At 69.6% G+C, this 18,115-nt stretch carries 16 protein-coding genes; 8 read left to right on the forward strand and 8 right to left on the reverse strand.

What is annotated here, in order from left to right:
- Positions 1-40: 40 nt before the first annotated feature.
- Entirely contained in the window at positions 41-1,708 is a 1,668-nt protein-coding gene (locus H9656_RS09580) for an amidohydrolase (RefSeq protein WP_191744034.1), read from the forward strand.
- Between the two features lie 140 nt (positions 1,709-1,848).
- Positions 1,849-2,820, forward strand: a complete 972-nt coding sequence (locus H9656_RS09585) for a complex I NDUFA9 subunit family protein (protein ID WP_191744035.1) — start codon at positions 1,849-1,851, stop codon at positions 2,818-2,820.
- A 131-nt stretch (positions 2,821-2,951) separates the two neighbouring features.
- Here the strand turns inward: H9656_RS09585 and H9656_RS09590 are convergent, their stop codons facing one another.
- Positions 2,952-3,758 (reverse strand): undecaprenyl-diphosphate phosphatase, encoded by an 807-nt coding sequence (locus tag H9656_RS09590; RefSeq protein ID WP_191744036.1) that lies wholly within the window; start codon positions 3,756-3,758, stop codon positions 2,952-2,954.
- A gap of 129 nt (positions 3,759-3,887) precedes the next feature.
- On the opposite strand from H9656_RS09590, the gene H9656_RS09595 reads away from it, so the two are divergent.
- The 3 genes from H9656_RS09595 (at position 3,888) to queG (ending at position 6,819) form a co-directional block, all read left to right on the forward strand.
- Positions 3,888-4,928: a cation diffusion facilitator family transporter gene (locus H9656_RS09595; protein ID WP_191744037.1), complete on the forward strand. Its 1,041-nt coding sequence runs from the start codon at positions 3,888-3,890 to the stop codon at positions 4,926-4,928.
- Between the two features lie 63 nt (positions 4,929-4,991).
- Positions 4,992-5,678, forward strand: a complete 687-nt coding sequence (gene fzlA, locus H9656_RS09600; RefSeq protein WP_191744038.1) for an FtsZ-binding protein FzlA — start codon at positions 4,992-4,994, stop codon at positions 5,676-5,678.
- 25 nt (positions 5,679-5,703) lie between these two features.
- Positions 5,704-6,819 carry a tRNA epoxyqueuosine(34) reductase QueG gene (gene queG / locus H9656_RS09605; RefSeq protein ID WP_191744039.1) on the forward strand — a complete coding sequence of 372 codons (1,116 nt, stop codon included), beginning with the start codon at positions 5,704-5,706 and terminating at the stop codon, positions 6,817-6,819.
- A gap of 3 nt (positions 6,820-6,822) precedes the next feature.
- Here the strand turns inward: queG and H9656_RS09610 are convergent, their stop codons facing one another.
- The 5 genes from H9656_RS09610 to H9656_RS09630 form a co-directional block, all read right to left on the reverse strand.
- Positions 6,823-7,803, reverse strand: a complete 981-nt coding sequence (locus H9656_RS09610; protein ID WP_191744040.1) for an esterase-like activity of phytase family protein — start codon at positions 7,801-7,803, stop codon at positions 6,823-6,825.
- Complete coding sequence (cobT, locus tag H9656_RS09615; RefSeq protein ID WP_191744041.1) at positions 7,800-9,683, reverse strand: cobaltochelatase subunit CobT; 1,884 nt, start codon at positions 9,681-9,683, stop codon at positions 7,800-7,802. Before cobT ends, H9656_RS09610 begins: the two co-directional genes overlap by 4 nt.
- 47 nt (positions 9,684-9,730) lie before the next feature.
- A complete protein-coding gene (locus tag H9656_RS09620) occupies positions 9,731-10,480 on the reverse strand; it encodes an NYN domain-containing protein (protein ID WP_191744042.1) in 750 nt (249 codons plus the stop codon).
- 126 nt (positions 10,481-10,606) lie between these two features.
- Positions 10,607-13,462 (reverse strand): M16 family metallopeptidase, encoded by a 2,856-nt coding sequence (locus tag H9656_RS09625; protein WP_191744043.1) that lies wholly within the window; start codon positions 13,460-13,462, stop codon positions 10,607-10,609.
- 112 nt (positions 13,463-13,574) lie between these two features.
- Complete coding sequence (locus H9656_RS09630; RefSeq protein WP_191744044.1) at positions 13,575-13,835, reverse strand: Lrp/AsnC ligand binding domain-containing protein; 261 nt, start codon at positions 13,833-13,835, stop codon at positions 13,575-13,577.
- Positions 13,836-13,885: 50 nt separating this feature from the next.
- Between H9656_RS09630 and H9656_RS09635 the strand changes: the two genes are divergently transcribed.
- Positions 13,886-14,725, forward strand: coding sequence for an alpha/beta hydrolase (locus H9656_RS09635; protein ID WP_191744045.1), 840 nt, complete (start codon positions 13,886-13,888; stop codon positions 14,723-14,725).
- A 30-nt stretch (positions 14,726-14,755) separates the two neighbouring features.
- Positions 14,756-15,430, forward strand: a complete 675-nt coding sequence (locus H9656_RS09640; RefSeq protein WP_191744046.1) for a bifunctional 4-hydroxy-2-oxoglutarate aldolase/2-dehydro-3-deoxy-phosphogluconate aldolase — start codon at positions 14,756-14,758, stop codon at positions 15,428-15,430.
- Positions 15,431-15,627: 197 nt separating this feature from the next.
- Here the strand turns inward: H9656_RS09640 and ppa are convergent, their stop codons facing one another.
- A complete protein-coding gene (gene ppa / locus H9656_RS09645; protein ID WP_191744047.1) occupies positions 15,628-16,185 on the reverse strand; it encodes an inorganic diphosphatase in 558 nt (185 codons plus the stop codon).
- 126 nt (positions 16,186-16,311) lie between these two features.
- On the opposite strand from ppa, the gene H9656_RS09650 reads away from it, so the two are divergent.
- Complete coding sequence (locus tag H9656_RS09650; protein ID WP_191744048.1) at positions 16,312-16,998, forward strand: DUF599 domain-containing protein; 687 nt, start codon at positions 16,312-16,314, stop codon at positions 16,996-16,998.
- A 242-nt stretch (positions 16,999-17,240) separates the two neighbouring features.
- On the opposite strand, the gene H9656_RS09655 is transcribed toward H9656_RS09650, so the two are convergent.
- A complete protein-coding gene (locus H9656_RS09655; protein WP_191744049.1) occupies positions 17,241-18,062 on the reverse strand; it encodes an N-formylglutamate amidohydrolase in 822 nt (273 codons plus the stop codon).
- Positions 18,063-18,115: the final 53 nt, after the last annotated feature.

An 18,115-nucleotide genomic window follows, 5' to 3' on the forward strand; every position in this document is an offset into this window, starting at 1 on the left:
AGCGCGGCTGCGGCTCCCTTGGCCGCGACTGGAGGCGCTGATGACCCGAACCCTGAAGACGACCCTGCCGCTGGCGGCGGCGCTGTTGCTGGCGGCCGCGCCGGCGGCCTTCGCCCAGAACCTGTTGATCCGGGGCGGGACTATCCATACCGGCGTCGAGGCCCAGCCGGCGGCTGAGGTCGTGGTCGTGCGCGACGGGCGCATCGCCTATGTCGGCGCGGCGGCGGGCGCCCCCTCGGCGGACGGGCTGGAACTGGTGGACCTGAAGGGGGCGACGCTGTTCCCCGGCTTCACCGACGGCCACGCCCACCTGGACGGAATCGGCTGGCGCGAGATGACGCTGAACCTGGAAGGCGCGGCCTCGGTCGCCGAGGCCATGTCGCGCCTGACGGCCTGGGCCGAGGCGCACCCCGAAGGCCTCATCGTCGGACGCGGCTGGATCGAGACTCATTGGCCCGAGAAGCGCTTCCTGACCGCCGCCGACCTCGACGCCGCCGCGCCGGGGCGGGTGGTGGTGCTGAGCCGGGCCGACGGCCATGCGCGGGCGGTCTCCAGCGCGGCCCTGGCGGCGGCGGGGATCGATGCGACGACGCCGACGCCCTCCGGCGGCGAGATCCTCAAGGATGCGAACGGACAGCCGACCGGCTTGCTGGTCGACGGCGCCATGGCTCTGCTCGAAGGCCTGGCCCCCGAGGCGGACCCGGCGGCGACGCGCGAGGCCTATCGCGCCGGGTTCGGCGTCTACGCCCGCTACGGCTGGACGGGCCTTCACTTCATGAGCGCGCCGTGGAAGGACGTGCCTCTGATGGAGCAGATGGCGCGCGAGGGCGAAGCGCCCTTGCGGGTCTACAACGCCATCGACATGGGCGACGCCCGCGCCCTGATGGCGGGCGGGCCGCGCGACGCGGGCGACGGGCGCGTCATCACCCGCGCGATCAAATTCTACGCCGACGGCGCCCTGGGCTCGCGCGGGGCCAAGCTGTTCGAGCCCTATGCCGACCGCCCGGAGACGTCCGGCCTGATGCTGGCTTCGCGCGAAGAGGTCATGCCGCTGTATCAGGAGGCGCTGCGGACCGGCATCCAGATCGCCACCCACGCCATCGGCGATCAGGGCAATCACGACGTCGCCGCCTGGTATGAGGAAGCCCTGCGCTCCACGCCAAAGTCCGAGTGGAAGCTGGCCGATCCGCGCTGGCGCATCGAGCACGCCCAGATCATCCGGCCGCGCGACTATCACTATTTCAACGACCTGCCGATCATCGCCTCCATGCAGCCCAGCCACGCGATCGGCGACCTGCATTTCGCCGCTGACCGTCTGGGCGACGCGCGGCTGGACGGGGCCTACGCCTGGCATACGCTGGTGGAACGCGGGGTGATCGTGGTCGGCGGCTCGGACGCCCCGGTCGAGCGCGGCGACCCGCTGATCGAGTTCTACGCCGCCGTGGCGCGCCGCGACCTGAACGGCTTCCAGGGACCGGACTGGCGCCCGGACGAGGCGGTGGACCGGGCGACGGCGCTGAAGATGTTCACCTTGTGGCCCGCCTACGCCAGCTTCCGCGAGAATGAGCTGGGCACGATCGAGGTCGGCAAGCGCGGCGACTTCACCGCCTTCGATATCGACCTGATGACCGTCCCCGCCGCCGACATTCCCAAGGGCCGGGCGGTGCTGACGGTCGTGGACGGGCGCATCGTCCACCGCGCGGACTGAAGGCTCCCCAAGAGGGGGAATGATCGCTGGGAATCCCGCCCTTCTCGTTGCGGGGCGGGGCCGCTTCGGTTAAGCCCCGCGCATAGGATTTTATCTCCGGCCGGGTATGCGGCCGGGGCTTGGCGTTTGGAGCGTCTGAGATGGCTGATTTCGCCCCCGGTCTGGTCACTGTATTCGGAGGCTCGGGCTTCATCGGAACCCAGGTCGTGCGCGCCCTGGCCCGTCGCGGCTGGCGCGTGCGCGTCGTGGCGCGCAACGCCAAGAGCGCGCCCGTGCTGCACATGGCCGGCGACGTCGGCCAGGTTCAGGTCGTGCGCTGCAACATCACCGACAAGGCCGCAGTAGCCGAGGCCGTGCGCGGCGCCGACGCTGTGATCAACCTGGTCGGCATCCTGTTCGAGACTGGCGGCCGCAAGTTCCAGACCCTGCACGTAGACGGCGCGACCAACGTCGCCGAGGCCGCCAGGGCCGCGGGCGTGAAGCGCCTGACCCACATCTCGGCCCTGGGCGCCGATGCGAACGGCAAGGCCGACTACGCCCGCACCAAGGGCGAGGCCGAGGCCGCCGTGCGCGCCGCCTTCCCCGGCGCGGTGATCGTGCGCCCGTCGATCGTGTTCGGCTCGGGCGACCAGTTCCTGAACCGCTTCGCCGCCATGGCGACGTGGTCGCCGGTCCTGCCGCTGATCGGCGGCGGCCAGACGAAGTTCCAGCCGGTCTATGTCGCCGACGCCGCCGAGGCGATCGCCCGCGCCACCGTCGTCTCTGACGCTGAGGGCGAGACCTATGAGCTGGGCGGTCCATCGGTCTGGACCTTCGAGGACATCCTGAAGTTCATCCTGCGCGAGACCAACCGCAAGAACCTCCTGCTGCCGTTGCCCTTCCCGGTGGCGCGCATGATCGGCTCGCTGGCCCAGATCCCGGCCATGATCGGCCTGGCCCCGGCGCTGACCAAGGATCAGATCGTGCTGCTTGAGAGCGACAACGTCGTGGCGCCGGGCGCCAAGGGCCTGGCCGATCTGGGCGTCGAGGCCTCGGGTCTGGAGGCCATCGCTCCGGCCTATCTGTGGCGCTATCGCGCCGGCGGCCAATACGCTGAAAGCCCGGCCGCCTGATTTTCCTCCCCATGCAATGGGGAGGTGGATCGGCGCTGCAAGCGACGAGACGGAGGGCGGCTTGGTTCCGCCGCCTCTTAGCCCCTCCACCACTTCGTGGTCCCCCTTCCCACTGCGTGGGGAGGAAATGCCTACAGCGCCCCCGTCGCCGCCAGGCCGATGATGCCGAGGACGCCGACCGCGATCCGCCACCAGGCGAACGGGCCGAAGCCGCGCTTGGACACGAAGTCGAGCAGGAAGCGCACGACGGCCAGGGCCGAGACGAAGGCGGCGATGAAGCCGATGGCGATCAGGCCGAAATCGCTGAAGTCCAGCACGTCGCGGTTCTTGAACAGATCGTAGAAGACCGCCGCCCCCATCGTTGGCAGGGCCAGGAAGAAGCTGAACTCGGCCGCCGACCGCTTGTCCGTCCCCAGCAGCAGCCCCCCCGCGATGGTGGCGCCCGAGCGCGACACGCCGGGGATCATGGCCAGACACTGGAACAGGCCGATCAGGAAATAGACCCGAAATGGATAGCGGTCCGCGTCCAGATAGGCCGGGATCTTGTTCAACCGGTCCAGCCACAGCAACAGCACCCCGCCGATGATCAGGGCCACGCAGATCACCAGCGGCGTCTCGAACAGCACGGTCTTGATGAAGCCATAGGCCAGAAAGCCGATCACCACGGCGGGGGCGAAGGCGACCAACAGGCCGATCAGGAAGCGTCGCGCTTCGGGGTCGAAAGGCCAGCGCGTCGCCAACGCCCACAGCCGCTTGAAATAGACGCTGATGATGGCCAGCAGGGCGCCCAGCTGGATGACGATCTCGAACGTCTTGCCGGTGCTCTCGAAGCCGAGGAAATGCCCCAGCAACAGCAGGTGGCCGGTGGACGACACCGGAATGAATTCGGTCAATCCCTCGACCAGACCCAGAAGGATCGCCATCAGCCAGTCCGCCATGAATTCTCCGTCTTTTCGCCAGGTCCGGGGGTCGGGTCGCGCCGCGCGGCGTCGCGTCCGCCTTCCTTAGCGTCCCGGACATCGCGCCGCCATTGGCGCGGGCGCGGTTTTAGGCGACAAGGGCGGGAAATGACCGTCTCTCCCCTCGACGCCGCCCACGAGACCACACGCCGGATCACCACCCTGTCGGTGGCGACGGCGGTCCTGCTGATCGTCATGAAGGCCTTCGCCCTGGGGGCGTCCGGCTCGGTCTCCATCCTGGCCAGCCTGGCGGATTCGACGCTGGATCTGATCGCGTCCCTGGCGACCTTCGTCGCCGTGCGCTGGGCAGCCCAGCCGCCGGACGATTCGCATCGCTACGGCCACGGCAAGGCCGAGGGTCTGGCCTCGCTGGTGCAGGCGGGGATGGTGCTGGCCTCCAGCGTCTTCATCGGCTGGGAGGCGGTGCAGCGCATCTTTGATCCGCGCCCGGTGACCTCGGGCGGATGGGCGATCGGCGTGGTCGTCCTGTCCATCGCCATCACCGCGGGCCTGGTGTGGATGCAGACGCAGGCGGTGAAGAAGACCGGCTCCCTGGCGGTGGCGGGCGACCGCGCCCACTACGCCGCCGACCTGGCCGCCAACGTCGTGGTGCTGATCGGCGTCGTCTCCGGCGCCCTGCTGCAGGCGCCCGGGTTGGACGCGGCGGCGGGCCTGGTGGTCGCAGTCTGGCTGGCCTGGGGGGCGGTGAACCTCTTGAAGGGCGCGGCCGATCACCTGCTGGACCGAGCCGCTTCGGACGAGGAGCGCGCCGCCATCGTCGCTGCGGTGACTAAGGACGCCCGTATCGCCAACGTCCACCAGCTGCGCACCCGCATGGCCGGACATGCGCTGATGGTGCAGATGCACGTCGACCTGGAACCCGATCTCAGCCTGAAGGCCGCGCACGACATCACCCTGGACGCCGAAAAGCGGGTGCTCGAGGCCTTTCCCCACGCCGACATTCTGATCCACGCCGACCCGCGAGGGGCCGCCGAGCCGCACGGCGGCGCCTTCGCCTCGCCGCGGCCTTCGGCACCGGACCAGCAAACGCCGCCATCGCCCTCGTCCGAAGCGCCCCCGTCTGAAGCGCGCCCATCCGAAGCGCCGTCGTCTGGCGCCCCCTCGGCCCGGGTCGGTCCCTGGTCCTGAGGCCTGCGACAAACGCGCGCGGTAAACGAAGGCTTAACGGGCGAGGGCGCATGAATGCGGACGATGTCCACGCCCGCCGTCCTGTATCATTTCGCCTTTCACCCGGCTTCGCGCACGGCGCGGCTGGCGCTGGGCGAGGCCAAGGTCGATTACGGCGAGGAGTTGGTCCGGCCGTGGGAGGACGACTGCCCCCTGTTCGAGCTGAACCCCTCGGGGATGCCGCCGGTGCTGAGCGTGACCGAGAAGGGCAAGGGCCTGACCCTGTGCGAGCAGGACGCCATCCTGGGCTGGCTGGAAGACCGCTCGAAGGGGGATTTCCTGCTGCCGTCCGACCCGGCCGAGCGCGCCGAGGCGCGCCGTCTCGCGACCTGGTTCAGCCGCCGTTTCACCGATGAGGTCGACGCCGTCCTGCTGCACGAGCGGATGGAGAAGCCGTTGCTGCGCATGGGGCCCCCCGACGCCCGGATGCTGCGCGAGGGGCGCGAATTTCTGAAGGGCCACCTGACGGTTCTGGAGCCGCTGGCGGCCAGCCGCGAATGGCTGGCGGGACGCCGGCTCAGCCAGGCCGACCTGATCGCGGCGGGCCATCTTTCGGTGCTCGACTATTTCGGCGAGATCGCGTGGGCGTCCTGGCCCTCGCTGAAGCTGTGGTATTCCAAGCTGAAGTCGCGCCCCTGTTTCCGCCCGCTGCTGGGCGACCGCTTCCCCGGCGTCCACCCCGCGCCCTGGTACGCCGACCTCGACTTCTGAGGGCCGGGAGGGCTAAAGCGCCCTCATGGCGGCCGATCCCCGCATCTTCATCCGACAGCGCGCCGCCGAACTGGGCTTCGGCGTGTGCCGCTTCGCCTCGGCCAGCGAGCCGTGGAGCGCGGGCGAACGTCTGGCCCACTTCGTCGACGCGGGCCGCCACGGCGACATGGGCTGGATGGAGACGACGCTGGAGCGCCGCGCCCATCCCACCGCCATGTGGGAGGGGGCCCGAACCGCCATCGTCCTGGGCATGAACTACGGCCCCGACGAAGACCCCCGACCTGAGCTGGAGGCGGCGTCGGCGGGCTACATCTCCGTCTACGCGCGCGGCGACGACTATCACGAGGTCATCAAGGGGCGGCTGAAGATCCTGGCCGGTCAGATCGCTGCGCGGCTCAAGCAGGAGGTCAAGGTCTTCGTCGACACCGCCCCCCTGATGGAGAAGCCGCTGGCCCAACGCGCGGGGCTGGGCTGGCAGGGCAAGCACACCAATCTGCTCAGCCGCACGCACGGCAACTGGCTGTTCCTGGGGACCATCCTGACCGCCGCCGAGATCGAGCCGGACGAGGCCGAGAGCGAGCACTGCGGCCGCTGCAGCGCCTGTCTGGACGCCTGTCCGACGAAGGCCTTTCCGGCGCCGTTCCAGATCGACGCCCGGCGCTGCCTCTCCTATCTGACCATAGAATATGCGGGCGCCTGGCCGCGCGAGTTCCGCCTCGCCACGGGCAACCGCATCTATGGCTGCGACGACTGCCTCGCCGCCTGCCCGTGGAACAAGTTCGCGCAGGAAGCCTCGGAGACGCGGCTGCAGGCGCGCGATGTGCTGAAGTCGCCGCCGCTGACGGATCTGCTGGCGCTGGACGATCCCGCCTTCCGCGCCCTGTTCACCAAGAGCCCGGTCAAGCGCATCGGCCGCGACCGCTTCCTCCGCAACGCCCTCTATGCGGCGGGCAATTCGAGCGACGCCGCCCTGGTCGCGCCGGTCGAGGCCTTGCTGGACGACCCTGCGCCCGTGGTGCGCGGCGCGGCGATCTGGGCGCTGTCGCAACTCGCGCCCGAGCGGTTCGCGATCGAGCGGGCGGCGCGTCTGGCGAGCGAACCGGACGATGACGTCAGAAGCGAATGGATCTCCGACGCTTGAGTTTCAGTCGACGTCGAAGGCCAGCAGCAGCGTCTTCTGCGCCGGGTTGGCGTTGTCGTCGGACAGGATGTAGAGGCGCACGCCCCCGCTCTCGGCCTGGCCCATCGCTTCGGCCGCGATTCCCTCGAAATTGTCGGTCAGCCCCGGCAGCTTCAGCTCGATCAGCGCCGGCCCCAGCGCGCCTTCCGCATCCATGCGGCGCACGCGGGCGCGCACGTCGAAGGGCGGACGCCATGAGCGTTCTACGGCGAACCAGCCGTCGCCGCGCGGATCGCGCTCAAGGGCCGTCAGGCGCCAGCTGTCGCCGGGCGCGCTCGGCCGGGTCACGACGCGGCAGCCTTGCGTCGAACAGTCCCACACGCCGCCGCCTTCGCCGCCGACGCGCCAGCCGCCGGGCGCGGCCGCCAACGCCTCCATGCCCTCGTTCAGGGGAAAGTCCGCCGTCGGGTGCGGCCGCGGCTGCGGCCGGGCGCGAAGGGCGTCCAGCCGGCCATAGCTCCAGATGCGGTGTTCGCGCTCGAAGCTGACCAGCACCTCGCCGTCCTCGGTCAGGGCCAGCCCTTCGGCGTCGCCCATGCGTTTCTCGGCGATCGGTTCGCCGTCGGTCAGAGTCAGTCGCCGCACCCGCAGGTCGTGCAATCCGACCAGCCGCCCCTCTGCGTCCAACTCCAGCCGCCCGCGAACCAGATCGCCGGCGTCGGACACGGCGACGAAGCCGCCGTCGCCCGTCAGCTTCAGGTCCGACAGGCCGTGCAGGCTGGAGACGGGCGCGGCGACCAATTGCACCCCGCCGGCATAGCGCACGCCCTTGGCCAGCCTGGCGCCGCCCGGCCAGCCCAGGCTCACCTGCCGCGTCGAACCGCCTGCGGGCGACCAGCCGTCGGCCGTCGCCTCCGGAGTCCAGGGATGAGAGGTCGCCGCCGCCCCGGCGCAGGCGGCCAGGGCGAGGGAGATCAGGGCGGCGACATAGAGGCGCCGGTTCACGCCGCGCGCTTGTGCGAGGGCCGTCCCGCCCTGGCGCTGACGGCCTTGGGCTCGGCCTCGAACAGTTCGGCCAGCTTTTCGGTCATCGCGCCCGCCAACTGCTCCACATCGACGATGGTCAGGGCGCGGCGGTACCAGCGGGTCACGTCGTGGCCGATGCCGATGGCCAGAAGTTCGACCGAGCTGCGCGTCTCGATCTTCTCGATCACCTGGCGCAGGTGCTTGTCCAGATAGAGGGCGGCGTTGGCCGACTGCGTCGAATCATCGACCGGCGAACCGTCCGAGATGACCATCATGATCCGCCGCGCCTCGGGCCGGGCCAGCAGGCGGTCGTGGGCCCATTCCAGCGCCTCGCCGTCGATGTTTTCCTTCAGCAGGCCCTCGCGCATCATCAGGCCCAGGTTCTTCTTGGACCGGCGCCAGGGCGCGTCGGCGCTCTTGTAGATGATGTGGCGCAGGTCGTTCAGGCGGCCGGGGTTGGCGGGCTTGCCCGCGCTGATCCAGGCCTCGCGGCTCTGGCCGCCCTTCCAGGCGCGAGTGGTGAAGCCCAGGATCTCGACCTTGACCCCGCACCGCTCCAGCGTCCGGGCCAGGATGTCGGCGCAGACCGCCGCCACCATGATCGGCCGCCCGCGCATCGAGCCCGAGTTGTCCAGCACCAGCGTCACCACCGTGTCGCGGAACGGGCTTTCGCTCTCCATCTTGAACGACAGGGGGCTGGTCGGGTCGGTGATCACGCGGGTCAGGCGCGCCGTGTCCAGCATCCCTTCCTCAAGGTCGAACATCCAGCTGCGGTTCTGCTGCGCCAGCAGGCGCCTTTGCAGCTTGTTGGCCAGCCGCGACACGACGCTGCCCAGGGTCGACAATTGAGCGTCCAGCAGGGCGCGCAGCCGGTCCAGCTCCATCGGATCGCACAGTTCGGCGGCGTCGATGACCTCGTCGAAGGCGGTGGTGAAGGCGTGATAGACCTCGACCGCCCGGCCGTCGTCCTGGGTCTGTTGATGGTTGGGGCGCTCGCCCTCGCTCAGTTCGGGGGCCTCTTCCTGTCCTTCGCCGTCCGGTTCGCCCGGCGTGCCGTCGGGGCGGGCCTGGCGATCGTCGTCGGCGGACTGATCGTCGGCTGAGCCGTCCAGCGACTCGCCGCCGTCGCCGCCGTCCTGTTCTTCCTGTTCGTCCGGTTCAGCCTCGTCCTGGTCAGGCTTTTCGGCGTCGTCCTCGCCCTCTTCCTCGGTCGAATCGCCGCCGTCGGCGTCGCCGGGGTCCAGCTCCAGCGCGCGCAGTAGGTCTTTCAGCCGCGCGCCGAAGGCCGCCTGATCGTCGCCGGACGCCGCCAGAGCGTCCAGTTCCGCGCCCGCCTTGGCCTCCAGCCCGGCGCGCACGCGGTCCAGCATCGTCTTGGCGCCGTCGGGGGAGGGCTCGCCCGTCATCCGCTCGCGCAGCAGAAGGGCGGCGGCCTCGGCCACTGGCACCTGCTCCGCCTCGGCGCGCAGGGCGCCCGACTTTTCCAGCCGGGTCAGCAGCGCCGACTCCAGATTGCGTCGCACGCCCTTCAGTTCGCGCGCGCCGACGGCCTCGACACGGGCCTGTTCGACGGCGTCGAACACCTCGGCGGCGTTGATGTCGGTCGGACGCAGTCGCGCATCCAGGCCTGCGTCGTGATTGGCCAGGCGCAGCGCCAGCCGGTCGGCCTGACCGCGCAGGGCCGCGCTTTCGGGGCCGCGCGGATCGCGCGGCGGGTGCGGCAGGGTCAGGACGCCGCCGGACAGCCTCGGTCCGTCCGAGCCGAAACGCACCTCCAGCTCGGCCTGTTCGGCCAAGGCTCGCGCCGCGTGCGACAGGGCGCGTTTAAAGGTCTCGACGGGGGTCTCTGCGGCGGCCATGCGCCACACATAGACCATGCCGCGCCGGGGGGAAGGGGCGAGACGCCCTACTTGGCCTTCACCCTGACGTTCATCGCTCCGTTCGGCCCGGCCTTGACCTCGAAACGGCCGGTGGCGCGGATCAGGTCCGACAGCTTCACATGGCCGTAGGTGCGCTGGTCGAAGTCGGGATAGGCGTTCCGCAGCCGACTGCCGATGCCGCCCATCGCCACCCAGCCGTCGCCGTCTTCGTCCATGTCGGCGATGGCCTTGGCGATCAGCCGCCCGGCTTCGGACGGCTTGCGGCGCGCGGGGGCGGGGGGTGTCGCTGCGGCCTCGTCATTGATCTCGGGCGACGGGGCCGTCAGGTTTTCGGTATAGATGAAACGGGTGCAGGCCTGACGGAAGCTCTCGGGCGTCTTCTGCTCGCCGAAGCCGTAGACCGGGACGCCCTGTTCGCGGATGCGCGCGGCCAGGCGGGTGAAGTCGCTGTCCGACGACACCAGGCAGAAACCGTCGAACCGCCCCGAATGCAGCAGATCCATCGCGTCGATGACCAGGGCGATGTCGCCCGAGTTCTTGCCCTTGGTGTTCTGGAAGTTCTGCTGCCACTGGATCGCCCAGCGCGGCAGGACGTCGATCCAGCCCTTCAGCGATGGGTTGGCCGCATCGCCGTAGATGCGCCGCGCCGAGGCCTCGCCCAGGGTGGCGATTTCGCTAAAAAGCGCCTCTGCGATCCGGGCCGAGGCGTTCTCGCCGTCGATCAGCACGGCCAGGCGCGGGGCGCGGGCGGAAGGGATCAGGGCGTCGGTCGGCATGCAGGCTCCAGCGAGGGACGGCGACGGCTGAAGGCTCGCCCTCCCGGCCCTTGGGGTCAACCACAAAGCAAAACGGCCGACGGGTCGCCCCGCCGGCCGTCTCGTTCAGGTCTGGATCGAAGCGGCTTACTGGGCCGGCTTGGGCGCCTCGGCGGCGCGCACCTCGACCGGCAGGCCCAGGGCGTCCAGCTGCGGCTTGACCACCGAGGCGTCGCCGACCACCACCCAGACGAAGCTGTCGGGCGTGATCGCGGCGCGGGCGGCGGCGTCCATCTGCTCGGCCGTCAGGGCGTTGATGCGGCCCGCCAGCGTCTCCTGATAGTCGTCCGGGCGGCCGTACAGGGCGTTCGAACGCAGGGCGTTCAGCACCTGGAACGACGTCTCATAGCTGCCCGACAGGCCGCGCGTGTCGCCCAGGACGGTGCGCTCGCGCTCGGCCGCCGTCACGCCGTCGGCGGCCAGGAAACGCTCGTACTGACCGATCAGGGCGGCGATCGACTCGCCGGTGCGGTTGGCCTGGACCGGGGCGTTGACGATGTAGGGCGAGCGGTTCTGCAGGGTGCTGACGTTGCCGCGCACCCCGTAGGACCAGCCCTTGGTCTCGCGCAGGTCGGCGTTGATCCGCGACAGGAAGTCGGCGCCCAGGACCGTATTGGCCGTGGTCAGGGTCAGCAGGTCGTCCGTGCCCGACACCGGCAGCACCTGGCCGCCATAGATCAGCGACTGCGGCGACTGCGGACGGTCGATCAGGACGATCCGGGCCGAGGTCTGCGGCAGGGCGGCGTCGAACGCCTTGGTCCCCTTGGCCGCCGACGGCGCGCGCCAGTCGCCAAAGGCGGCTTCAAGCTGAGGCTTCAGCTCGGCCAGCGGCAGGTCGGACACCACGAACAGTTTGGCGTTGTCCGGACGGATCCAGCGGGCGTGTTCGGCCATCAGGTCGTCGCGCGACAGGCTGCGGATCACCGCCTCGTCGCCCGTGCCGCTGAACGAACGGCCATAGGGGTGATTCTCGCCATAGATCAGCGGCGGCAGGGCGCGGCCGGCGAGGGCGGCCGGCTGCGTCTTCTCATTGGCCAGGCCCGCCAGGCGGGTGGCGCGCAGGCGCTCGATCTCGGCCGGGGCGAAGGCCGGGTTGCGCACCACGTCCGACAGCAGGGCCAGCGACGGCTGCAGGTTGGTGGTCACCGCCGACAGATTGGCCACCGTACGGTCCATCGAGGAGCCGACGGAGACGCTGGCGCCCAGACGCTCCTGCGCCTCGGCCAGGGCCTTGGAATCGCGCGTCGTCGTGCCTTCCTGCATGACGTTCAGCATCAGGGTGTGGGCGCCCAGACGGTCCGCGCGGTCGGCGGCGACGCCGGCGTCGAACTCCAGCGCCACGCGGGTCACCGGCACGGTGGTCGAGCGGGCGTAGACGATCTGGACGCCGTTCGACAGGGCGGCGCGCTCCACCGCCGGGAAGACGACGTTGGACACCTGGCCGATGGCGGGGGCGGCGTCGCGGGCGACGCGCTGGATCGGCTCGGCCGGGGTTGGGGTCGCGCCCGACGGGGCGGCGGCGGCCTCGACATAGGCCTCACGCTCGCCCGGCATGACGATCTGGCTGTAGACGGGGCGGCTCAGCCACTTGCGCATGGCCGCCTGGACCTGGGCGGGAGTCACCGCCGCATAGGCCGCCAGCTCCTTCTTGTAGAAGTCCGGATCGTTGGAATACAGCTGACCCTCGGCCAGGACCGAGGCCTTGCCGTTGGCCATTTCCAGCCCCTGGATGCGCTGCGAGGCGTAGCGCGTCACCACCCGGTCGATCTCGTCCTGGGTCGGGCCGTTGGCGATCAGGTCGGCCAGCACCTCGTCCATGCGCTTGGCCACGGCGTCGGCGTCGGCGCCCGGCTTGACCATGGCGGAATAGCTGAACATGCCGAGGCGCTGGAACGTCTGGTTATTGGCCGAGACGCCCGATGCCGTCTGCTCGTCGCGCACCAGGACGTTGTCCAGACGCGAGCTGGCCAGGCCTCCCAGCACCGAGGCGCCGACGCTCAGCGGCACGGAGTCCGGATCGCCCAGGCCCGGCACGGCCCAGGTGCGGCTGATGCGGGTCTGGGCCACGCGGTCGTGCAGCACCTGCTCGACCGGCGCCGCCAGGGTCGGCACGGGGGCCGCCGCCGGGGTGTTGACGGGGCCGCGCGCGATGGAGCCGAAGTATTTCTCGGTCAGCTCGCGAGCCTTGGCTTCATTGATGTCGCCGGACAGGACCAGCACGGCGTTGTTCGGGCCGTAGTTCTGGCGGAACCAGTCGCGCACCGTCTCCATGCTGGCGGAGTCCAGATCGTCCATTGAGCCGATGGTCGAGTGGCGATAGGGGTGACCCTCGGGGAACAGGGCTTCCAGCGTGGCGTAATAGGTCATGCCATAGGGCTGGTTGTCGCCCTGGCGCTTCTCGTTCTGGACGACGCCGCGCTGCAGATCCAGCACCTCCTGGCTGACCTGACCCAGCAGATAGCCCATGCGGTCGGATTCCAGATAAAGCGTGTACTCCAGCGCCGGGGTCGGCACCGTCTGGAAGTAGTTGGTGCGGTCGAACCAGGTCGTGCCGTTCAGGCCCGTGGCGCCCGCCGCGTTCATCGTCTGGATGTGGCTGGAGGGCGAGTTCTCCGACCCGCCGAACATCAGGTGCTCGAACAGGTGGGCGAAGCCGGTCGACCCCTTGGGTTCATCCTTGGATCCGACGTTGTACCAGACCGACACCGCCACGACGGGCGCCTTGCGGTCCTCGTGCACCAGCACGGTCAGGCCATTGTCCAGCTGGAAGCGCTGCCACGGAATGTCGACGCGGGCGATCAGCTCGGACACCGGGGCGCCGCGCAGGGGTTGGGCCTGGGTTGCTGTAATCGCGGAGGCGGCGGTCGCGACGGGCGCGGCCAGAACAGGCGTGCTCACGGCCAGAAGGGCGGCGAGGGCTACGGAAGAGGCGGCAAGGCGCATGGTGTTTGGTCCCCAACGGATCATGTCGGGGCGGACCTTAGCCGCGTAAACGCGTCCCGCAACGCGGCACATGGCTCCATGAACGATTGTTCATGTTCGGAGCGAGCGCGCCTCAGGCGCTCTTGCTGGGCAGGAAGGGCGAGAAGGTGATGACGGTGAAGGTGTCGCGGATGTGCGGACGCGTCTGCACCTGCTTGGTCACGAACGTCCCGATGTCGGCGTCCTTGGGCAGTTGGAACTTGGCCAGCAGATCGTGCTGGCCCGAGGTCGAATAGACCTCGCTCACATTCTCGACATTGTCGACCAGATCGGCCGCAACATCGTTGGCGTAGCCCAACTCGCATTTGATGAAGACGAAAATGGCGGTCATCATGGCCTTCAAGCCTCCCGTTCAAGCGGAGGTCTCTAGCGGATGGAGACGACATGGGTAAGGCTTTGTCGCCCGAGGCGACGCATAACGAACGGGCCGCGGCCTATGAGGCGGCCTATAACAACCGCGCCCGCGTGCCGGGCCACCCCGCCATTCTGGATCGCTGGCGCAAGGATTCGCTGCGGGTGATCGACGCCCGCCGCCCCGAAACCCTCGAATACGGCCCGTCCGAGCGCCAGAAGATGGAGTGGTTCGACGCCGGGCCCGGCGCCCCGGTCGCCGTCTTCATGCACGGCGGCTACTGGCAGGCGCTGGACCGGGGCTGGTTCGCCTGGGTGGCGCCCGCCCTGCTGGAGCATGGGATCAGCGTCGCCGTGCCGGGCTATGATCTGGCGCCGGGCGTCTCGGTCGGAAAGATCATCAGCCAGATGCGCAGCGCGACGGAGTTTGTTCGCGCCCGCAGCGGCAAGCGGCCGCTGGTGTTCGGCCATTCGGTCGGCGGCCATATGGCGGCGGGCATGCTGTCGGAGGGCCGGGCGCGGGCGGCGCTGGCGATCTCGGGCGTGTTCGATCTGGAGCCGCTGGTCCACACCTCGCTGAACGAGGCGCTGAAGCTGGACGCGCCGGTCGCGCGCGCCCTGTCGCCGATCCACTGGCCCGCGCCGAACGGGGCGACGCCAGGCGGCACGACGCTGGACTGCTGGGTCGGCGGAGCGGAGAGCAATGAGTTCGTCCGCCAGAGCCGAGAGATGGCCGCCGCCTGGGGCGGCAAGGGCGCCGACACCCATGTCGAGATCGTCGACGGCGCCGACCACTTCACCGTTCTGGATCCTCTGGCCGATCCGAACAGCCCGATGGTCAAGCGTCTGGTGGAACTGGCGACCGCCGAATAGGCTTCGGTCTCAGGGCCGTAAGGAGTTTTCATGCGTCACGACCGCCTCGCCGTGCTGACCGCCATCGAGACGCAAGGGGTGGTGCCCGTCTTCTACCACCCCGACGCCGAGGTCTGCGCCGAAGTCATCCGCGCCTGCGCGCGCGGCGGCGCGCGAGCGGTGGAGTTCACCAATCGCGGCGATTTCGCCTGGGAGACGTTCACCGCCTTGTCGAGGGAGTTCGCCCGCGCGGACCCTGACATCGTCCTGGGCGTCGGCTCGATCCTGGATGCGGCGACGGCGGCCCTCTATCTGGCGTCGGGCGCGCGGTTCGTGGTCAGCCCGTGTCTGGTTCCCGAGGTGGCCCAGGTCTGCAATCGCCGCATGATCGCCTATGCCCCCGGCTGCGGCTCGGTGCGCGACATCTCCGAGGCGCAAGGCCTGGGCTGCGAGATCGTCAAACTGTTCCCCGGCGCCGCGGTCGGCGGGGCGGACTTCGTCAAGGCGGTGCTGGGGCCGATGCCGTGGACCAAGATCATGCCGACAGGCGGGGTCGACCCGGACGAAGCCTCCATCCGGCACTGGTTCGGCGCGGGCATCGTCGCGGCGGGCATGGGGTCCAAGCTGATCACCAAGGCCGCCATCGAGGCCAAGGACTGGGCGGGGATAGAGGCCCAGGTGCGCCGGACGGTCGAGACGATCGCCGCGTTTCGAAAAAACGGCTGACCTTCTTTCCTCCCCATTCCATGGGGAGGGGGACCGCGGAGCGGTGGAGGGGCCAAGGACGGCGGAACCAAGCAGCCCCTCCGTCACGGCGCTTTGCGCCGCGCCACCTCCCCATCGCGAAGCGATAGGGAGGAGAAACAAAAAAGGCCCCGCCGGTTCGACCGGCGGGGCCTCTTCTAGTCAGACGCCTAAGCCGATCAGGCGGCGGCTTCGCTCTTGGCGGCCAGCTTGGCCTGGTGAGCGGCCATGCCGGCGGCGATCAGCTCGGCGGCTTCGCCCGCATCGCCCCAGCCGTTGACCTTGACCGACTTGCCCTTCTCCAGATCCTTGTAGCGGGTGAAGAAGTGCTCGATCTGCTCGATCAGGATGGCGGGCAGCTGACGGTAGCTGGAGACCTCGGTGTAATACGGGTTCAGCTTGTCGACCGGCACGGCCAGGATTTTTTCGTCGCCGCCGGCTTCATCGACCATCTTCAGCACGCCAATCGGGCGCGAACGGATGACGCAGCCCGGCACCACCGGCGTCGGATTCAGCACGATCACGTCGCAGGGGTCGCCGTCGTCCGACAGGGTGTGCGGCACGAAGCCGTAGTTGCCCGGATAGTACATGGCGGTGTGCAGGAAGCGGTCGACGAACAGGGCACCGGAGTCCTTGTCCATCTCATACTTCACCGGCAGGCCGCCCTGCGGGATTTCGATGATGACGTTGATGTCCCACGGCGCGTTGGGGCCGACCGGGATGGCGTCGATGTTCATGGTACGCTCTTATTGCAGGTGCGAACGGGGAGAATTGACGCGCGTGATAAGCTTTGCGCGCCTTAACGGCAAGCGTCGCGGCGATCACGCTTGCCTTGCGCGGGCCGACGTGGCGTCAATCCAGGCATGAGTCTGTTTGATTGGATCGCCCTGTTCGTCTTTGTCATGGCCTGGCTGGGCTATGGCCCGCTGATGCGCCTGGTGGCGCGGCGCAGCGGCTCGCTCAATCTGGACATGTTGTCGGTCCGCGACGCCTGGATGCGCGCCATGACTCACCGCGAGATGCGGCTGATCGACAGCCAGCTGCTGGGCCATTCGATCAACTCGGGATCCTTCTTCGCCTCGACCAACCTGCTGTTGATCGCCGCGGTGGCGGGCGTGCTGTTCGGGGGGGAGGCGGCCCAGCGCGGTTTCGCCGCCGTCGGCGCCGAGGCCGTCCCGCCGCGCCTGATGGAGGCCAAGCTGGCCCTCGTGCTGCTGTGCCTGGCGCGCGGCTTTCTCGACTTCATCTGGGCGCTGCGCCAGCTGAACTACACCGTCGCCCTGATCGGCGCCGCGCCGGAGGTCCACGAAGAGGCCGACCGCGTCGCCTATGGCAAGGCCGTGGGGCGGGTGCTGAATCCCGCGTTGGCCAACTTCAATCAGGGCGCGCGAGGCTATTATTTCGCCCTCGCCGCCGCCGCCTGGCTGTTCGGTCCCCTGTGGTTGCTGCTGGGCGCGGTGCTGGTGCTCGCCCTGTTGGCCTGGCGCCAACTGGCCTCTCCCGCCGCCTTCGCCATACGCCAGGCCCGGCGTCTTCTGGAGCAGGGCTAGCCATCTCGCAGGTGCGAGATAAGCGCCGCTCCCGACCCATCCGGCGCTCCGCGCTGACCGTGAAGTCCGTAACATCCCGTGATTGTATAAGGCCGAAACGGCCCTTGTTTTTTTGTGCGCTGCAAACTAACTTCTTTTTCGACGCTTTCGAGCGTCTTGCCCTTCCTGGGCGTTTCCTCCCTATAGACTTTCAAAGCCGCGCCGTTTGGCGCGGCTCTTTTTTTTGGTCCTGGGGCCTGCGGTCAGACGCGCCAGTCTGCGCACAGTCCGGCGATCACCCGCCGCAGCGCCGACCGGCAGCGGTTCCAGCCGGGGGAGGGGCCCCAGGCGGCCTCATCCCAGTACAGCCCCCGGCTCAGCTCCACCTGAATGGCCTCAAAGCCCTCGTCCGGCCGACCCCAGCGCTGGGTGGCATAGCCGCCGGCATAGGGCCGGTTCAGCCCCACCGTCAGCCCCTGCGCCTCGAACAGCCGCCGCAGCCGCCGCGTCAACGCCACGTCGCAACTGGTTCCGTGCCGATCGCCCAGCACCACGTCCACCGCGCCGCCGGTCGCCCTGGCGGGCATCGAGTGCCAGTCCACCAGCACCGCCCGCCCAGCGCGCGCCCGCGTCGCCTCCATCATCTGCGTTAAAGCCGCGTGATAGGGCGCATGGACCCGCGCCACCCGCGCCTCGGCCTCGCGCTTCGTCAGGGGCCGGTCGTACAGAGGCGTCCCGTCTCCCGCCAGCCGCGCCACCACGCCGTATCCGGCCTGAGCCTTGGCGCTTGCGGCGGTCTCGCCGGCGTCGATGATCAGGGCGGGGTCCCATTCGTCCGGCGCCCGGTTCAGGTCGACGTAGGCCCGGCCGAACCGTGCGGCGATCACGGCGGCGCCTTCCTCGGGCCCGCAGTCGATCAGCTGGTCCACCGCCGCGTCTTCGGCGCTGCGGACGGCGCGGACCGAGGCGGATGCCTCCATGTCCGCCGGATAGACGTCGCCCGAATGCGGCGAGGCGAACACCAGCGGCGTCGCGCGCCCGGCGGCGGCCGGCACGATCCAGAAGGGCGACTGAGGCGCGTCCATGCTTCGCCCATAGCCTGCTTCGCTCGCAAAGGCGCGCCCGGCGAGCCCGCGCC

It is taken from the genome of Brevundimonas guildfordensis, assembly GCF_014836405.1.
In the GTDB taxonomy this organism is placed as follows: domain Bacteria; phylum Pseudomonadota; class Alphaproteobacteria; order Caulobacterales; family Caulobacteraceae; genus Brevundimonas; species Brevundimonas guildfordensis.

Coding starts and splice junctions, on each gene's coding strand:
- H9656_RS09580 (WP_191744034.1), top strand. CDS start 41: ATGACCCGAACCCTGAAGACGACCCTGCCGCTGGCGGCGGCGCTGTTG.
- H9656_RS09585 (WP_191744035.1), top strand. CDS start 1,849: ATGGCTGATTTCGCCCCCGGTCTGGTCACTGTATTCGGAGGCTCGGGC.
- H9656_RS09590 (WP_191744036.1), bottom strand. CDS start 3,758: ATGGCGGACTGGCTGATGGCGATCCTTCTGGGTCTGGTCGAGGGATTG.
- H9656_RS09595 (WP_191744037.1), top strand. CDS start 3,888: ATGACCGTCTCTCCCCTCGACGCCGCCCACGAGACCACACGCCGGATC.
- fzlA (WP_191744038.1), top strand. CDS start 4,992: ATGTCCACGCCCGCCGTCCTGTATCATTTCGCCTTTCACCCGGCTTCG.
- queG (WP_191744039.1), top strand. CDS start 5,704: ATGGCGGCCGATCCCCGCATCTTCATCCGACAGCGCGCCGCCGAACTG.
- cobT (WP_191744041.1), bottom strand. CDS start 9,683: ATGGCCGCCGCAGAGACCCCCGTCGAGACCTTTAAACGCGCCCTGTCG.
- H9656_RS09620 (WP_191744042.1), bottom strand. CDS start 10,480: ATGCCGACCGACGCCCTGATCCCTTCCGCCCGCGCCCCGCGCCTGGCC.
- H9656_RS09625 (WP_191744043.1), bottom strand. CDS start 13,462: ATGCGCCTTGCCGCCTCTTCCGTAGCCCTCGCCGCCCTTCTGGCCGTG.
- H9656_RS09630 (WP_191744044.1), bottom strand. CDS start 13,835: ATGATGACCGCCATTTTCGTCTTCATCAAATGCGAGTTGGGCTACGCC.
- H9656_RS09635 (WP_191744045.1), top strand. CDS start 13,886: ATGGGTAAGGCTTTGTCGCCCGAGGCGACGCATAACGAACGGGCCGCG.
- H9656_RS09640 (WP_191744046.1), top strand. CDS start 14,756: ATGCGTCACGACCGCCTCGCCGTGCTGACCGCCATCGAGACGCAAGGG.
- ppa (WP_191744047.1), bottom strand. CDS start 16,185: ATGAACATCGACGCCATCCCGGTCGGCCCCAACGCGCCGTGGGACATC.
- H9656_RS09650 (WP_191744048.1), top strand. CDS start 16,312: ATGAGTCTGTTTGATTGGATCGCCCTGTTCGTCTTTGTCATGGCCTGG.
- H9656_RS09655 (WP_191744049.1), bottom strand. CDS start 18,062: ATGGACGCGCCTCAGTCGCCCTTCTGGATCGTGCCGGCCGCCGCCGGG.